The 16,599-nt window shown below is 61.5% G+C and carries 10 protein-coding genes; 4 read left to right on the top strand and 6 right to left on the bottom strand.

Translation table 11 applies throughout. From position 1 onward, the window contains the following. Positions 1 to 118: 118 nt before the first annotated feature. Positions 119 to 4,909: an NAD-glutamate dehydrogenase gene (locus tag GA0061102_RS10050; protein WP_092846446.1), complete on the top strand. Its 4,791-nt coding sequence runs from the start codon at positions 119 to 121 to the stop codon at positions 4,907 to 4,909. A gap of 49 nt (positions 4,910 to 4,958) precedes the next feature. Then, positions 4,959 to 6,350 carry an MFS transporter gene (locus GA0061102_RS10055; protein ID WP_092846448.1) on the top strand — a complete coding sequence of 464 codons (1,392 nt, stop codon included), beginning with the start codon at positions 4,959 to 4,961 and terminating at the stop codon, positions 6,348 to 6,350. A 66-nt stretch (positions 6,351 to 6,416) separates the two neighbouring features. On the opposite strand, the gene purH is transcribed toward GA0061102_RS10055, so the two are convergent. The 4 genes from purH to htpX all read right to left on the bottom strand — a co-directional run bounded on the left by purH (position 6,417) and on the right by htpX (position 12,417). Next, positions 6,417 to 8,033, bottom strand: a complete 1,617-nt coding sequence (gene purH / locus GA0061102_RS10060; protein WP_092846450.1) for a bifunctional phosphoribosylaminoimidazolecarboxamide formyltransferase/IMP cyclohydrolase — start codon at positions 8,031 to 8,033, stop codon at positions 6,417 to 6,419. Between the two features lie 95 nt (positions 8,034 to 8,128). Further along, a complete protein-coding gene (locus GA0061102_RS10065) occupies positions 8,129 to 9,832 on the bottom strand; it encodes a heparinase II/III family protein (protein ID WP_092846452.1) in 1,704 nt (567 codons plus the stop codon). Positions 9,833 to 10,024: 192 nt separating this feature from the next. Next, positions 10,025 to 11,440, bottom strand: a complete 1,416-nt coding sequence (locus GA0061102_RS10070) for an RsmB/NOP family class I SAM-dependent RNA methyltransferase (RefSeq protein WP_425348524.1) — start codon at positions 11,438 to 11,440, stop codon at positions 10,025 to 10,027. Beyond that, positions 11,431 to 12,417: a zinc metalloprotease HtpX gene (gene htpX, locus GA0061102_RS10075; protein ID WP_092846456.1), complete on the bottom strand. Its 987-nt coding sequence runs from the start codon at positions 12,415 to 12,417 to the stop codon at positions 11,431 to 11,433. The genes GA0061102_RS10070 and htpX overlap by 10 nt, the downstream gene beginning before the upstream one ends. A 110-nt stretch (positions 12,418 to 12,527) precedes the next feature. Here htpX and GA0061102_RS10080 point away from each other — a divergent pair, with 110 nt between their 5' ends. Further along, a complete protein-coding gene (locus GA0061102_RS10080) occupies positions 12,528 to 12,746 on the top strand; it encodes a DUF1674 domain-containing protein (protein ID WP_092846458.1) in 219 nt (72 codons plus the stop codon). 130 nt (positions 12,747 to 12,876) lie between these two features. Here GA0061102_RS10080 and acs read toward each other — a convergent pair whose 3' ends face one another. After that, positions 12,877 to 14,835 (bottom strand): acetate--CoA ligase, encoded by a 1,959-nt coding sequence (gene acs, locus GA0061102_RS10085; RefSeq protein WP_092846460.1) that lies wholly within the window; start codon positions 14,833 to 14,835, stop codon positions 12,877 to 12,879. Positions 14,836 to 15,059: 224 nt separating this feature from the next. Between acs and GA0061102_RS10090 the strand changes: the two genes are divergently transcribed. After that, on the top strand, positions 15,060 to 15,767 hold the full coding sequence (locus tag GA0061102_RS10090) for a DUF1013 domain-containing protein (protein ID WP_092846462.1): 708 nt from the start codon (positions 15,060 to 15,062) through the stop codon (positions 15,765 to 15,767). 67 nt (positions 15,768 to 15,834) lie between these two features. Here the strand turns inward: GA0061102_RS10090 and GA0061102_RS10095 are convergent, their stop codons facing one another. Continuing rightward, a complete protein-coding gene (locus GA0061102_RS10095) occupies positions 15,835 to 16,494 on the bottom strand; it encodes a YggS family pyridoxal phosphate-dependent enzyme (protein WP_092846592.1) in 660 nt (219 codons plus the stop codon). Positions 16,495 to 16,599 lie beyond the last annotated feature (105 nt).

Genomic DNA, 16,599 nt, shown 5'->3' on the forward strand with positions numbered 1-16,599 from the left:
TTTTTAAAAAAACGAGCCAAAATCAGTCCAAAAGCAACCGAATTCGCATTCTTTTTGCCAGTTTTTTCGCTAAACCTTCTGCTAATGTGGTCAGAATTCGAAAATCGGGAGGAATTCCATGGCGCCCAAAAGCAATCCGAAACGGGAAAAACAGATCGAAGCGGCACGAAAGATAGCCGCAACGACGGGCGAGGCGCACCTCGATCCCGAAATCCTGTTCGGCCGGGCCAGCAACGACGACATGGAGCTTTACAGCCCTGAAATGCTGGCCCTTGCTGCAACGCACGCGGCCAAGGAGCTGGCGGCCTGGAATGGCACCGCTCCGCGCGTCAGCATCGATCAGGTTGCCAATATAGAGCCCGATGGCGTTGCCGTATCGATCCTGTCGATCACCGACCACAACATGCCCTTCCTCTACGAATCGGTCATGGGCGAGGTGACCAGCAGCTACCGCGACCTCTATATGGCCGTGCATCCGATCCTGGTCATCGAGGGGGGCAAGCAGCCGAGCCTCTATTCCGCCGAGCGCCCGAGCGACCCTGCCCATCGCGTCAGCCATATCCAGCTACACCTCTCGCCTTTGACGGCGGCACAGGCAGCGGACCTGACCAGGCGGGTGCAGACCGTGCTCGATCAGACGCATCTCGCCGTTTCCGACTGGAAGCCGATGCTGTCGCGCCTGGACACCGTCATTTCCGAGCTTTCCACCTATGAAGCAGCCGGCCGCCGCAAGAACGACCGCGACGAGGCGCTCGCCTTCCTTGCCTGGCTACGGGACGGCAATTTCACCTTCCTCGGCATGCGCGAATATGTCTATTCCGGCAAGGGCGCCAACGCCAAGGTCGAGCGCGACCGCGGCACCGGCCTCGGTATCCTCTCCAATCCGGATGTCCGCGTTCTCAGGCAGGGCCAGGACGCCGTCACCACGACGCCGGAAATCCTCGCCTTCCTCGATGGACCGGATTTACTGATCGTTACCAAGGCCAACGTCAAATCGATCGTTCACCGCCGCGCCTATATGGATTATGTCGGCGTCAAGCGCTTCGACGCCGATGGCAATGTGACGGGCGAGCTGCGCATCGTCGGTCTCTTCACCTCCACGGCCTATACCAGCACTGCCGCCGAAGTGCCGCTGCTGCGCTCGAAGGTGCAGAAGGTCAAGGATCATTTCGGCTTCGATCCCACAAGCCATTCGGGCCGCATGCTCGAAAATACGCTGGAATCCTATCCCCGCGACGACCTCTTCCAGATCGATACGACCTTGCTGGCAAGCTTTGCCGAACAGATCAACGATCTGACCGACCGGCCGCGCGTGCGGGCATTGCCGCGCATCGACCAGTTCGACCGCTTCGTTTCGGTAATCGTCTATGTCCCGCGCGAGGAATATGATTCCGTCGTCCGCGAGAAGATCGGCAACTACCTGAAGTCAGTCTATGACGGCCGCGTATCCGCCTATTATCCGGCCTTCCCGGAGGCCAGTGTGGCACGCGTGCACTTCATCATCGGCCGCAGCGCCGGCAAGACGCCGCATGTTCCACAGGCTAAGCTCGAAGAGGCGATCCGCGCCATCACCGCCCGCTGGGACGAGCGTTTCGTCACGCTGGCAGGCCCGAAGGCGCCGAGCATCTCCATCAGCCAGGCCTTCCAGGAAGCCTTTTCGCCGGAAGACGCCTTTGCCGATCTGCCGGACATCACGGCGACTGCCGGTGCCGAGCCGATCCGCATCGGCTTCTATATCCGCAAGGACGAGGCAGGCGACATTCTTTCGCTGAAGATCTTCCATGGAGACGGCAACCTTGCACTGTCGCGCCGCGTGCCGCTCCTGGAAAATCTCGGCTTCAACGTCATCAGCGAGCGCACCTTTGACATCTACGTCACCGCCAAGGGCGGCTCGACCGGCCATGTCGTGCTTCACGACATGGAGCTCGAGGCCCGCAACGGCCTGACGATCGATCTTGCCCGCCACGGCGCCGCACTGGAAGAAGCCTTCCTCGCTGCTTTCGGCGGCACCATCGACAACGACGCCTTCAACCGGCTGATCGTTTCTGCCGATCTCTCCGCCCGCGAAACGAACGTATTGCGCGCCTATTCCCGCTATCTCCGGCAGGCAGGCATCGCCTATTCGCAGGACTATATCTCTTCGACGCTAGACAAATATCCGCATGTCGCAGGATCGCTCTTCCGGCTGTTCCACGACACGCTCGATCCAAAGCTTAACGACAAGAACCGCACGAAGAAGCTCGCCGAGCTGCATGCAGCCATCGAAACCGAGCTTGCCGACGTTCCGAGCCTCGACGACGACCGCATCCTGCGCCGCTATGTCAACGCCATCGACGCAACGCTGCGCACCAACTATTTCCAGAAGAATGCCGACGGCACGCCGAGGGCGATGCTCGCCTTCAAGCTCGATCCGAAGCTTCTGGATGGCCTGCCCGAGCCGCGGCCCTTCCGCGAAATCTTCGTCTACGGCGTCGAGGTCGAAGGCGTGCACCTGCGCTTCGGCAAGGTGGCGCGCGGCGGCCTGCGCTGGTCCGACCGTGCCGAGGATTATCGCACCGAAGTACTCGGCCTGGTGAAGGCGCAGCAGGTCAAGAATGCCGTTATCGTGCCTGTGGGCGCTAAGGGCGGCTTCTATCCGAAGAAGCTCCCGATCGGCGGCAGCCGCGACGAAGTCTTCAATGCCGGCCGCGAGGCCTACAAGACCTATATCCGCACGCTGCTGTCGATCACCGACAACATCTCCGGCGCAGATATCATTCCGCCGGCCGATACCGTGCGGCTCGATGGTGACGACCCCTATTTCGTCGTCGCTGCCGACAAGGGCACAGCCACCTTCTCCGACACCGCCAATGCGCTGGCGCAGGAAGCCGGCTTCTGGCTGGACGACGCCTTCGCCTCGGGCGGCTCGGCCGGCTACGACCACAAGAAGATGGGCATCACCGCCCGCGGCGCCTGGGAAACCGTGAAGCGGCATTTCCGCGAGATGGATATTGATATCCAGACGACGCCCTTCAACGTCGTCGGCGTCGGCGACATGTCCGGCGACGTCTTCGGCAACGGCATGCTGCTCTCGCCAAAGATCCGCCTGCTCGCCGCCTTCGACCACCGCGACATCTTCATCGATCCCGATCCTCACATGGAAAAGACGCTGGCCGAACGGCAGCGCCTCTTCAACCTGCCGCGCTCGAGCTGGCAGGATTTCGACAAGTCCATCCTGTCGAAGGGCGCCATGATCATTTCCCGCTCGGCGAAGTCGGTGACGCTGACGCCGGAAGCTGTCGCTGCCATCGGCATCGGCAAATCAGTCGCCACGCCGTTCGAGATCATGACGGCGATCCTCAGAGCGCCGGTGGACCTCCTGTGGTTTGGCGGCATCGGCACATATGTCAAGGCACCGGCCGAAACGGATTCGGAAGTCGGCGATCGCGCCAACGATCCGATCCGCATCACGGCCGAGGAAGTTCGCGCCAAGGTGATCGGCGAGGGCGCCAATCTCGGCGTCACCCAGAAGGGCCGCATCGCCTATGGCCTCAAGGGTGGACGTTGCAACTCGGACGCCATCGACAACTCCGCCGGCGTCAACACCTCTGACGTCGAGGTCAACATCAAGATCGCGCTGGCATCTGCCATGTTCGCCGACCGGCTGACGCGCGCCAAGCGCGACACGCTGCTCGCCTCCATGACCGATGAAGTGGCCGTGCTGGTATTGCGCAACAACTATCTGCAATCCCTGGCGATTTCGCTGACGGAGCGCAAGGGCACCGGCAACGGCCTGGAACTCAGCCGCTTCATGAGCGTGCTGGAAGCGGCAAAGCAGCTCAACCGCAAGGTTGAGACCCTGCCTGACGACCAGACCTTCGCCGAGCGTTATGCCAACGGCCGGCCGCTGACCCGCCCGGAAATCGGCGTGCTGCTCTCCTATGCCAAGATCGTCCTCTTCGACGCGCTGGTCGCAAGCGACCTGCCCGACGATCCCTACTTCGCAGCAACCCTCAGCCGGTATTTCCCGGCCAAGATGCAACGCTCAAATGCCGCCGATATCGACACTCACCGCCTGCGCCGCGAGATCATCGCCACAGCGCTCGCCAACGAGGCGATCAATAGGGGCGGTCCGGGCTTTGCGGTCAGCATGATGGATGCAACGGCGGTATCGGCTGCCGAGGTGGTCAAGGCAGCTGTGGTTGCCCGCGACGGCTTCGATCTCGACCGGCTCTGGAACGAGACGGATGCGCTGGATGGCAAGGTCGGCGGTCAGATGCAGAACCGCGTCTACGGCGAGATCACAGAGGTCTACACGGTGTTGACCCGCCTGCTGCTGAAGACCGGTGCTGCCAAGGGCGACATCGAAGAGACGGTTAGCCGGCTTCGGGCAGCCTTGAAGAAGCTGCGACCCGTCTTCCTTAGCCAGATCCCAGCAGATTTCGCAGCCGAGATCGCCACGCGTGAGGCGGACTATCTGGCCGCCGGCCTGCCGGAAAAGCTGGCTTCGGAGATCGCCACGATCTACGCGCTCGTCCTCGTGCCTGAGATCATGCAGATCGCCGAGCGCACCGGCGACACGCTGAACCGAGCGGCCGAAAGCTACTTCACGGTCTCGCAGACCTTCCGCGTCGGCCGCCTGCTGCTTGCCGGCAGCAGGATCGTCACCGGCGACCACTACGAGAGCCTCGCTTTGGCGCGCAGCCTCGACCAGATCGCCGGCGCGCGCCGCGATATCGTCATCTCCGCTCTGTCCAATCATCCGAAGGACAAACAGCCGGTTCAGGCATGGCATGCGGAAGACCGTATCCGCATCAATCGCATTGCCGAAGAGCTCGGCGGCCTCAGCGAAAGCGGCGATCCGAACCTCGCTCGCATTACCGTTGCCGCCGGCCTGCTCAGCGATCTTGCGAACGGCCGGGCAAGGTGACACAGTCCGCCCCGACCCGGCAAACGGGTAAGGGATTGAGGGGCTGAACTTGGTGACGACTGAAATTGACAATGGCGTGCCGGCAAAAGTGCCGGCACGAGGCATCTGGGGCTGGATGTTCTTCGACTGGGCGGCCCAGCCGTTCTTCACCGTCGTCACCACCTTCATCTTCGGCCCCTATTTCGTCGCGCGACTGACGACCGATCCGATCTCCGCACAGACGACATGGAGCAACATGGCGACGATCTCCTCGGTGATCATCGCCATCCTCTCGCCGGTCCTCGGCTCGATCGCGGATCAATCCGGTGCTCGCAAACCGTGGATCGCCTTCTTCGCCGTCATCAAGATCGCCAGCCTCTTCTGCCTCTGGGGCGCCGCACCCGGATCGCCGGTGATCTATCCGGTAATCTTCATGATCCTGGCTTCGATCTCGGCCGAATTCTCGATCGTCTTTAACGATTCCATGATGCCGCGGCTGGTCGGCAAGGATGATGTCGGTAGGCTGTCGAATGCAGCCTGGGGGCTCGGCTATCTCGGCGGCATGATCGTGCTGATCACTGTCGTTGCGCTGCTCGCCGGCAATCCGCAGACCGGCAAGACCATTCTCGGCCTGACGCCGCTCTTCGGCCTCGATGCCACGCTCGGTGAGGACGCGCGCATCACTGGGCCGATTTCCGCCGTCTGGTACTTTCTCTTCATCTTGCCGATGTTCTTCTTCACGCCCGACGCCGCCCGCGGCCTGCCGCTTCGTGCCGCCGTTCGCTCGGGCCTGCACGAACTCACCATGACCTTGGGCGAGCTGAAGCGCCGACGCGGCATCAGCCTCTTCCTCATCGCGCGCATGGTCTATCAGGATGGCGTCAACGGCCTGCTGATCCTCGGTGGCACCTTTGCGGCAGGCATGTTCGGCTGGGCGACGATCGAGATCGGCATCTACGGCATCATCCTCAATGTCATCGCCATTTTCGGGTGCTTCGCCGCCGGCTATGTCGACCGCTGGCTGGGCTCGAAGACGACGGTCATGATCAGCCTGACGCTGCTGCTCGTCGCCACTTTCGGCATCCTCTCGACTGGACCGGGCTTCACGCTTTTCGGCCTTGTCCCGCTCTCGACGGTCAGTTCCGGCGGTCTGTTCGGCACCGCGGCGGAGAAAGCCTATATCGGCTATGGCCTCTTGATCGGCATCGCCTTCGGCCCCGTACAGGCCTCCTCGCGCTCTTATCTCGCCCGCAGCGTCAGCCTCTCGGAAGCCGGGCGTTATTTCGGCATTTATGCACTCTCGGGCCGCGCCACCAGCTTCATGGCGACGCTGTTCTTCTCGCTGGTAACCTACTGGAGCGGCTCGGCCCGCCTCGGCATGGCGACGCTCGTCATCTTCCTTGCCGGCGGCCTCTTGCTTTTGCTGCCGACACCCTATCCGGCCGATAGGGTGTCAAAATAGACAAAGAAAATCCCGGCGGGCGAACCAGCCGGGATATAAGATTTTGCAATCGCGTATATCCGCCGATCAATGGCGGAAGTGGCGCACGCCGGTAAAGACCATCGCGACATTGTGCTCGTTGGCCGCGTCGATGACCTCCTGATCGCGCATCGAGCCGCCTGGCTGGATGACCGCCGTGGCGCCTGCGGCAATCGCCGAAAGCAGACCGTCCGCGAAGGGCAGGAAGGCTTCGGAGGCGACGGCAGAACCGCGGGTCAGCGGCTCGGCAAGCCCTATGGCCTTGGCGGCTTCCTCGGCCTTGATGGCAGCGATCCGGGCGGAATCGACACGGCTCATCTGTCCCGCGCCGATACCCGCCGTCTGGCCGTCCTTGGCGTAAACAACGGCATTCGACTTCACATGCTTGGCGACGCGGAAGGCAAACTTCATGTCTTCCAGCTCCTGTGCCGTAGGCGCACGCTTGGTGACAACCTTGAGCTCCATATCCTCGACCAATGCGTTGTCGCGGTTCTGGACCAGCAGGCCGCCGGAAACGGTCTTTGCGGTCAGGCCGGCAGCGCGCGGATCGGGCAGGGCGCCGACCGAAAGCAGGCGAAGGTTCGGCTTGCGAGCGATGATCGCCTTGGCTTCCTCGGTGACGTCGGGCGCAATGATGACTTCGGTGAAGAGCTTGACGATCTCCTCGGCGGTTTCCGCATCGAGCAGGCTGTTCAGCGCGATGATGCCGCCGAAGGCCGAGACGGAATCGCAGGCAAGAGCCCGCTTATAGGCCTCCACGAGGCTCGGGCCGGTGGCAACGCCGCAGGGGTTGGCGTGCTTGATGATCGCGCAGGCCGGCCCGTTTTCCGGGAGGAACTCGGCAACGAGTTCATAAGCCGCATCGGTATCGTTGATGTTGTTGTAGGAAAGCTGTTTGCCCTGGAGCAGCGTTGCCGTGGAAACGCCCGGGCGATTTTCGCCTGTCACGTAGAAGGCGGCCTTCTGGTGCGGGTTTTCGCCGTAGCGCATCTCCTCGCGCAGGACGCCACCGATGACGCGGTGGCGCGGCGCGGCGATATCGAGCGCTTCGGCAAACCAGTTGGAGATCACCGCATCATAGGCAGCCGTGCGGGCAAAGGCCTTGGCGGCCATGCGCTTGCGGAAATCGTAGCTCGTCTGTCCGGCATCGGCAGACAGTTGGGCCAGCAGCTCGGCATAATCAGCGGGATCCGTGAGTGTCGTCACATAGGCATGGTTCTTGGCCGAAGCGCGGATCATCGCCGGGCCGCCGATATCGATATTCTCGACCGTCGTCGGGTAATCGCCGCCGGCCTTGCGAACGTCCTCGAAGGGGTAGAGGTTGATAACGGCAAGGTCGATGGCCTCGATGCCGTGCTCCTTCATAGCCGCCTGATGCTCGGCATCGTCGCGGATGGCGAGCAGGCCGCCATGTACCTTCGGATGCAGCGTCTTGACCCGGCCGTCCATGATCTCCGGAAAATCCGTCACTTCGGATACGTCGGTGACGGCAAGGCCAGCCGCGGCAATCGCCTTATGCGTGCCGCCTGTCGACAGCAGGCGCACGCCCTGTTCGCTGAGCGCGCGCGCCAACTCGACGATGCCGGTCTTGTCGAAGACGGACAGAAGCGCGGTTTTTACCTTCACCTTGTCGGGAGCGGGGATTTTCTTGGAAACGACGGCCATGGGCTTTCTCCGGTCTAGCATAGGGAGATGACACGTCCGGCGGAAATGGCGCGGGACGATGATGCCGCCCCGTTAGCATAGCTGACGCGCTTAGCCTATGGCCGATGGGACAAAAACCAGCGGATTTCCGGCTTTTCGGTAATCCGGAAGACGATCTCGAGCTGATCGGAAGAGCGCATGCCCGAGGGATCGGCAAAGAAGATATCTTCTGCCACCAGCACCTCGTTGCCGGGCGAGGAGAAGACCCAGGTCTCGCCATCGGGCGCGATCAGCAGGGCAGAATCCGTCTCGGTCTGCAGCAGGCTGATGGAGGGATGGATATGGAAGCGCGCCGAGGCGATGCCGTCGCCCTTCGGCGCCTGCTTCCTGCCCTCCGGCACGAAGAAGCGGTCGCGGCCGGCCAGGATAGTGCCTTTGGCGTTGAGGCTCAGCTCGCGCTCGTGAACATAGCCGAAAGTCGAGAGATAACCGTCATGCGCGGCTCTGACATAGTCGCGCCCGTCCTCGGTCTCGGCGCGCTCGATGATAACCTTCTTCACGCCGCCGACCATGATCGGCCCCAAATGCTTGGATTTGGAGAACTGAGACGACGACGTGTCGTTGAGCGCGACGGCCGAATGCGCAGCGGTCGCCCGCGCGGCCTGCACGTAGCGGTCGCCGGCAAATTCCGGCGATCCGGAATTGATGATGAAGCGCGTCTTGCCCGACGACATTTCGAAGGAGAGACAGCCCGCATGCGCCGTGCGGCTGAGATCGGCCGAGGCAGGAGCGCCGGCATCGATGATGACGACGGCCTGGCCGGCGGCCAACCGGTGATATTTCGTGTGCGGCAGCGCCTTGAAGATCTGCCCCGCCGTTTCGTCGTAGCGCAGCACAGACATGAGTTCATTGGCAAGCGTCGATGTTGCGCCGTTGAAAAGCGCCAGATCGCCATCCTGATGCCGGAAGAAGCGCAGCGCGGGATACATGCGATCGATGCCGGGAATGAGCCGTATCGGCACGTCGTGGCCGAGATTGACGTAGGTCTGACGCAGAGGCAGCAGATCGAGCAGCAGCTCCAGCGACACCCGCGGATTGCGGGAGATATGGCCGCCGTCTGCCAAGATCTGCCGGTCGATTTCACGATCGAGCGCCTGACCCGCCCGCTTCACCGCTAAGGCACCGTTCGGCATGGCAACCGACGACATCGCAAGCGCGATTCGCACACGAAAACGGGTCGTGCCATCCCGCGCCGACGACGCCATCCGGCGCAAAAAGCGGACATGGAGCACAAGCACGCGCATGAAACGGCGATAGAAGCCGCTATCCGTGCCGTGCAGAAGCACGGGTGAATGCGAAAGGAGAGCAATGAGCCGCTGTGCGGCGATATCGGGTGCCCAGGCAAGCCCATGAAGGCGGCGACCGTGAACGGCAATCCAATCCGTGAGGACGGAGCGCGCCATGGCCGAGGCCTGATCGCTCTTCTCAGCGCGCAGATGCCGCAGCCAGCGGAAATTGTGCAGCCGCGCCGCAAACGCCCGTGATGGCAGCTCTAGCGAGAAAGGGGAGGCGCCTTGCGTTTCGAGAACCCTGCCGGCCAGCAGGATGCGGCCGTTCAAAAGTTCCTCGACAAAAAAAGGATCGATGCTACGGAGATCCGTCGGCGCCACGATGAGGCGTTCCGGCACACGCATCGTGTGGCGGGTGAGACGCAATCGCGTCAACGCCGCGCGGCGAGACATCCGCCGCCATGCTTCCCGCATGTATGAACTCACAAAACCCTGCCGCAGACCTGCATATTTGCTTCTGCTTACTCTCATTACCCGTAGTTAAAAAGAGGTTACAAATATACCAATTAAGAACAGGTTACCGGCTTTTGACCCATTCCCGAAAGCCTGTGGAAACCACGACTATCGCGATTCCGCTGTTCTTCGAATCGCGAAAGCACTCTCTCTTCTTGTTTCGCACGCATTCCGGCCGGAAAACCGCTGCGCACTTTTCCTGGAAATACTCTATGAAAGGCGCCGAAGAACGACTGCGTAGAAGCCGTCCAGGCCGGAGGCAAAACCATCGGCAAGCGTCAGCATGTCAGGCGTGGTGCGGAAGGCACCGAGCGGCGAAATCGCCGCTTCGAGGCCCGGCCAGTCGCCCGCCGCGATCGGAACCCGCTCGACGCTGTCGGTATCGGCAAGAAGACGAGCAACGAGATCTTCGCCCTCCTCTGGATCGAGCGAGCAGTTGGAGAAGACCACGAGGCCGCCGGGCTTGACCAACGTCAGGGCGTGACGAAGCAGCCGCTCCTGCAGGCCGGCAAGCTTGGCGATATCCTCCAGGCCCTTGGTCCAGAGCACATCGGGATGGCGGCGCGTGGTCCCGGTCGAGGAGCAGGGCGCATCGAGAAGAGCGGCATCGAATAGTTCGTCGGGCCGATATTTACTCATGTCGGCGACGACGGTTTCAGCCTCGAAACCGAGGCGCGCCAGATTGCCGGACAATCTTTTCAGCCGGTTGGCAGACTGGTCGAGAGCCGTGACCTTGGCGCCTGCGAGAATGAGCTGCGCCGTTTTGCCGCCAGGGGCCGCACAGAGATCGACGACCCGCTTGTCGGCCAGCGGGCCGAAGAGCTTAGCCGGAATGCTGGCAGCTGCATCCTGCACCCACCATTCGCCTTCACCGAAACCCTCGAGCGATGGGATGGATCCCTCGAAGGCGGCGAGCCGCACCCCACCGGTCGGCAGAACCACGCCGTTGAGCCGTTTCGCCCAGCCTTCCGCGTCGGATTTTACTGTAAGATCGATTGCCGCTGGCTCGAGCTGCGTCTGGGAAATTTTGAGCGCGGCCGAAGCGCCATAGGCGGCCTCCAGGCGGGTGAGAAACCAGGCCGGCATCGCGGGCACGCCCGCGACCTGCTCGAGAATGTCCTGCTTCTCCCGGCCTATGCGGCGGAGAATGGCATTGACCAGCTTGGCAAAGCGGCGATTGCGGGGATCGCGGTTGGCCTGCTCGACGGCAAGATCGACGGCAGAATGGTCAGGCACATCGAGATACAGCATCTGTGCGGCACCAACGACAAGTACATGATGGAGCGCGCGAGCGCCTTCCGGCAGCGGCGAATCGAGCAGGGACGATATCGTCGCCTCGATACGCGGCAGATGCCGCAGCGCGCTGTTGAGGATGGCGCGCACGAGCGCCCGGTCGCTTTCGCCAAGCGCCTTGTAGGCAGGGTTGCCGCCTTCAGCATCCAGCATGCCGTCGAGCGGCGTCTTGCGATCGATGACGGCGGCAAGGATCTTCGTCGCAGCGGCGCGCGCCGCAGAACCTGGCTTCGCCGGCGCCGAATCATGCAATCTGGAATCAGTCGGCCTCTTGCCGGATCTCTTTCCGTCTTTGTTGAAAGCTTTGTTTTTCGTGTCAGAACTCAAGACCAGGGACCCTTCGGCGGTTGCGAACCACCGCGACCCGTATTCGGCACGGAGCGCGATTTCCGCTCCGGATTAGCAGTCAAGACCGGTCCCGTCGAGCCAAAGCCCGCAGATGGCGCCATGGGCGAGGCGCTGCCACCGCCATAACGAGCCATGTCATGCAGCGCCGCGATGCGGTTTTCCGTGTTCGGATGGGTCGAGAACAGATTGTCCATGCGTTCACCCGACAGCGGATTGATAATGAACATATGCGCCGTTGCTGGATGGCCCTCGGCCTCTTCATTCGGAATATGCTCCGCACTGCGGGCGATCTTGCCGAGCGCCGAGGCCAGCCAAAGCGGGTTGCCGCAAATTTCTGCGCCGCGGCGGTCGGCGGAGTATTCACGCGTGCGGCTGATCGCCATCTGCACCAGCATCGCCGCCAGAGGCGCGACGATCATCGCCACCAAGACGCCGACCATGCCGAGCGGATTGTTGTTGTCGCGGCGACCACCGAAGAAGAAGGCAAAATTGCCGAGCATGGATATGGCGCCGGCAAGCGTCGCCGTAATCGTCATGGTCAGCGTGTCGCGGTTCTGCACATGGGCCAGCTCGTGCGCCATCACGCCGGCCACCTCCTCTGGCGTCAACGCATGTAGCAGACCGGTGGAAGCAGCTACGGCGGCATTTTCCGGATTGCGGCCCGTCGCGAAAGCATTCGGCTGTGGGCTGTCGTAGAGATAGACCTTCGGCATCGGCAGGCCAGCATTGCGAGCGAGATCGCGGACGATACGGTAGAATTCCGGAGCGCTGCGCTCATCCACCTCCTGCGCACCATAGGTGGAAAGCACCATTCGGTCCGAATTCCAGTAGGAAAAGAAATTCATGCCGGCAGCGACGACAAATGCGATCAACATGCCGGACTGACCGCCGATCAGATAGCCAACACCCATGAAAAGGGCGGTCATGAAGGCGAGCAGCATCGCGGTGCGCATGAGATTCATCGAGGGGTCTCCAACACATATGTCGCCCAAACCTTTTTCTTTGTGGCCGGACGCATTATGATTTGGCTATTCCTCCCCTCATTTCAATATTTCGGAGGTCATGCGAGACCATGCAAACAGCAGATAACGACAATAAAATCGAAACCGAAGCCGGTGAAATCATCCGCAAGCCGCTTTCCCCTGCCTCCAAACGCGCCCTTGCCGAAGCCGAGGAGCGCCGCCAGGCGCAGGCCCAGGCCGACCTGCCCCCCGAAACCGGCGGCCGCGGCGGCGCAGACCCCGCCCGCTTCGGCGACTGGGAAATCAATGGCAGAGCGATCGATTTTTAAGAGGTAACGGCCGAAAAATCTCATGCCAGACGCATTTTAGATGCGCGATCCAGAGGTGAGCAGTAAGTGCTCGAACTTCCGAAAATACTTTAAAAAGGCGCCGCACCCATCGACACGGCGCCTTGAAACATCAAGCAGCATCCGCCCTGTTCTGGCGGTTGGCGATGAGGTCATCGACGACAGCCGGATCGGCGAGCGTCGAGGTATCACCGAGCGCGCCGAAATCGTCCTCGGCGATCTTGCGCAGGATGCGCCGCATGATCTTGCCGGAGCGGGTTTTCGGCAGGCCGGGCGTGAACTGGATCTTGTCCGGCGAGGCGATCGGGCCGATTTCGGCGCGAACGTGTTTCACCAGCTCCTGCCGCAGCGCATCCGAACCTTCCTGGCCGACCATCAGCGTCACATAGCAATAGATGCCCTGGCCCTTGATCGAATGCGGATAGCCGACGACAGCCGCCTCCGACACATGTTTGTGCGAAACAAGCGCCGATTCGACTTCAGCTGTACCGAGACGGTGGCCCGATACGTTGAGCACGTCGTCGACGCGGCCGGTGATCCAGTAATAGCCATCCTCATCGCGACGGCAGCCGTCGCCGGTGAAGTACTTGCCCTTGTAGGTGGAAAAGTAGGTCTGGATAAAGCGCTCGTGGTCGCCATAGACCGTGCGCATCTGGCCCGGCCAGCTGTCGGCGATGACGAGATTGCCGTCGGTGGCGCCTTCCAGCACGTTGCCTTCATTGTCCACCAACTGCGGCTGCACGCCAAAGAAGGGCAGGGTCGCTGAGCCAGGCTTCAGATCCGTCGCGCCCGGAAGCGGCGTGATCATGTGACCGCCGGTTTCCGTCTGCCACCAGGTATCGACGATCGGGCAGCGGCTGTCGCCGACCACCTTGTAATACCATTCCCATGCTTCCGGATTAATCGGTTCGCCGACCGTACCGAGCAGGCGCAGGCTGGAGCGCGAGGCGCGCTTGACGAAATGATCGCCGGCACCCATCAGCGAGCGGATCGCCGTCGGCGCTGTGTAGAAGATATTGACCTTGTGCTTGTCGATGACATCCCAGAAGCGGCCCTGATCCGGGTAGTTCGGCACGCCTTCGAACATCAGCGAGGTCGCAGCATTCGCGAGCGGCCCATAGACGATGTAGGAGTGGCCAGTGACCCAGCCGACATCGGCCGTGCACCAGTAGATATCGCCGGGGTGATAGTCGAACGTATATTCATGCGTCATCGCCGCATAGACGAGATAGCCGGCCGTGGTATGCAGCACGCCCTTCGGCTTGCCGGTCGAACCGGAAGTGTAGAGGATGAAGAGCGGATCCTCGGCCTTCATCTTTGCCGGCGGACAATTCGGCTTCGCCTTGGCGGTTTCCTCGTGATACCAGAGGTCGCGGCCGGCTTCCCAGGCGATCTTGCCGCCGGTGCGGCGCACGACGAGAACATTCTTGACGGCAACCTTCTGCTTGGCGGCGATCTGGATCGCCGTGTCGGTGTTGTCCTTCAGGGGAACGGATTTGCCGCCGCGAACGCCTTCGTCGCAGGTGATGACGAAGGTGGATTCGCAATCGACGATGCGGCCTCCCAGCGCTTCGGGCGAAAAGCCACCGAAGACGACGGAATGCACCGCGCCGATGCGGGCGCAGGCGAGCATGGCATAGGCCGCTTCCGGGATCATCGGCATGTAGATGGTGACGCGATCACCCTTCTTGACGCCGTGCTTCTTCAGGACGTTCGCCAGCCGGCAGACCTGGTCGTAGAGCTCGTTGTAGGTGACCTTCTTGTCGATATAAGGATTGTCGCCTTCCCAGATGAAGGCAACCCGATCGCCATGCTTCTTCAGATGACGGTCGATGCAATTGTAGGAGACGTTCGTCACGCCATCCTCGAACCATTTGATCGAGACCTTGCCGGTAAACGACGTGTTCTTCACCTTGGTGTAGGGCTTGAACCAGTCGATACGCTTGCCATGCTTGCCCCAGAATTTGTCGGGATCCTCGACGCTCTGCTGATACCATTTCTGGTACTTCGCCTCATCGATCAAGGCATGTTCCTTGACCGATTTCGTCACGGGATGAATCTTTTCCGACATAGTCTCCTCCTTGAAATCCTTACACCCCGACCTGCGATTATCGGTGCGCTTTGCGTGCAATCAATAGCAGGTCAAACTACGACAGCAATTGGACAAAGTGCATTTCATACGCAAAGAATTGCAATTCCGCGACACTATCGCTATATAGAGCCGTATTTCCCGGACATTGTGGTGTTACACCCCGGACCGCGACACCGGCGCGGACTGACAGAAGGACTATATCCATGGCTCAACAATTGCTCATGCCGAAGGCAACTGCCATCTGGCTTGTCGACAATACAGCCTTGTCATTCGACCAGATCGCGCAGTTCTGCAAGCTGCATCCGCTCGAAGTGAAGGCCATTGCCGATGGCGAAGCAGCGCAGGGCATCAAGGGCCTCGACCCGATCTCGACCGGCCAGCTGACCCGTGACGAAATCGCCCGTGCCGAAGCCAACCCAAACCACAAGCTGAAGCTTTCCGAGCCGAAGGTTCGCGTGCCGGAATCCAAGCGCCGCGGCCCGCGCTACACGCCGGTCTCCAAGCGTCAGGACCGTCCGAACGCCATCCTGTGGCTGGTGCGCAACCATCCGGAACTAAAGGATGCGCAGATTTCCCGTCTCGTCGGCACCACCAAGTCGACCATCGAGCAGATCCGTGACCGCACGCACTGGAACTCGGCCAACTTGGCGCCGATGGATCCGGTAACGCTCGGCCTCTGCAGCCAGATCGACCTCGACATGGAAGTCGAAAAGGCCGCCAAGGGCCGTCCGCTGCCGACCGCTGCCGAACTCGGCGCGACGCTGCAACCCGCTCAGGAAACCGAGAAGCTCGGCTTCAGCTATGAGCGTGACGAGCCGAAGGAAAAGGAAATCGATGCGGACGCCGTTTTCGCCAAGCTCAAGTCGCTGAAGTCGACCACGCGCGACGACGAGGACGACGACCAGTTCTAAGATCCGGTCGATCTTCACGAATTTCAAAGCCCTGGTTTCCGACCGGGGCTTTTTGTTTTGACCTCGCCTATCTGGCTCCGAAGATCGCCGAGCCGACGCGAACGTTTGTCGCGCCGAAGGCGACGGCGATTTCATAGTCGCTCGACATGCCCATGGAGAGCTTCTCGACACCCGCTTGCTGAGCAAGCTTGGCGAGCAGGGCAAAATGCGGCCCCGGATTTTCCTCCGCCGGCGGAATGCACATCAGACCCTCGATCGAAAGCCCGAGCTCGTTGCGGCACAAATCGACGAAAGCGACCGTATCGTCAGGGGTAATGCCGGCCTTTTGCGACTCCAGACCGGTATTGACCTGCACATAGAGCCTGACGGCCTTGTCCTGCCGCTTCATTTCATCGGCGAGGGCGCGCGCGATCTTCTCCCGGTCAACAGTCTCGATGACGTCGAACAGCGCCACAGCATCGGCCGCCTTGTTCGACTGCAGCGGCCCGATCAGATGCAGCTCGATCCCGGGCGTTTCAGCCTTCAACTCCGGCCACTTGCCCTGGCTCTCCTGCACACGGTTTTCGCCGAACACGCGCTGACCGGCCGAAATCGCCGGCCGGATCTGATTGGCATCGAAGGTCTTGGACACGGCAACAAGCTGCACGGAACCGGCTTTTCGGCCGGCCTGGCGTTCAGCCCCTGCGATATGAGAACGGACTTCGTTCAGGCGCTCTTGAAGTTCCATCTTTTCGCCTCGATATTTCGCTTGCTTCTCAAACTTTGCAGTAATGAGGCTCGCAGGCTTTGCCAAGGGCGAATGCGCCCGAATCCGGCTTTGCTTTGCAAGATA

The organism is Martinezella miluonensis (genome assembly GCF_900094545.1).
Taxonomy (GTDB): Bacteria; Pseudomonadota; Alphaproteobacteria; order Rhizobiales; family Rhizobiaceae; genus Rhizobium; species Rhizobium miluonense.

Coding starts and splice junctions, on each gene's coding strand:
- GA0061102_RS10050 (WP_092846446.1), top strand. CDS start 119: ATGGCGCCCAAAAGCAATCCGAAACGGGAAAAACAGATCGAAGCGGCA.
- purH (WP_092846450.1), bottom strand. CDS start 8,033: ATGGCCGTCGTTTCCAAGAAAATCCCCGCTCCCGACAAGGTGAAGGTA.
- GA0061102_RS10065 (WP_092846452.1), bottom strand. CDS start 9,832: ATGAGAGTAAGCAGAAGCAAATATGCAGGTCTGCGGCAGGGTTTTGTG.
- htpX (WP_092846456.1), bottom strand. CDS start 12,417: ATGAATCTCATGCGCACCGCGATGCTGCTCGCCTTCATGACCGCCCTT.
- GA0061102_RS10080 (WP_092846458.1), top strand. CDS start 12,528: ATGCAAACAGCAGATAACGACAATAAAATCGAAACCGAAGCCGGTGAA.
- acs (WP_092846460.1), bottom strand. CDS start 14,835: ATGTCGGAAAAGATTCATCCCGTGACGAAATCGGTCAAGGAACATGCC.
- GA0061102_RS10090 (WP_092846462.1), top strand. CDS start 15,060: ATGGCTCAACAATTGCTCATGCCGAAGGCAACTGCCATCTGGCTTGTC.
- GA0061102_RS10095 (WP_092846592.1), bottom strand. CDS start 16,494: ATGGAACTTCAAGAGCGCCTGAACGAAGTCCGTTCTCATATCGCAGGG.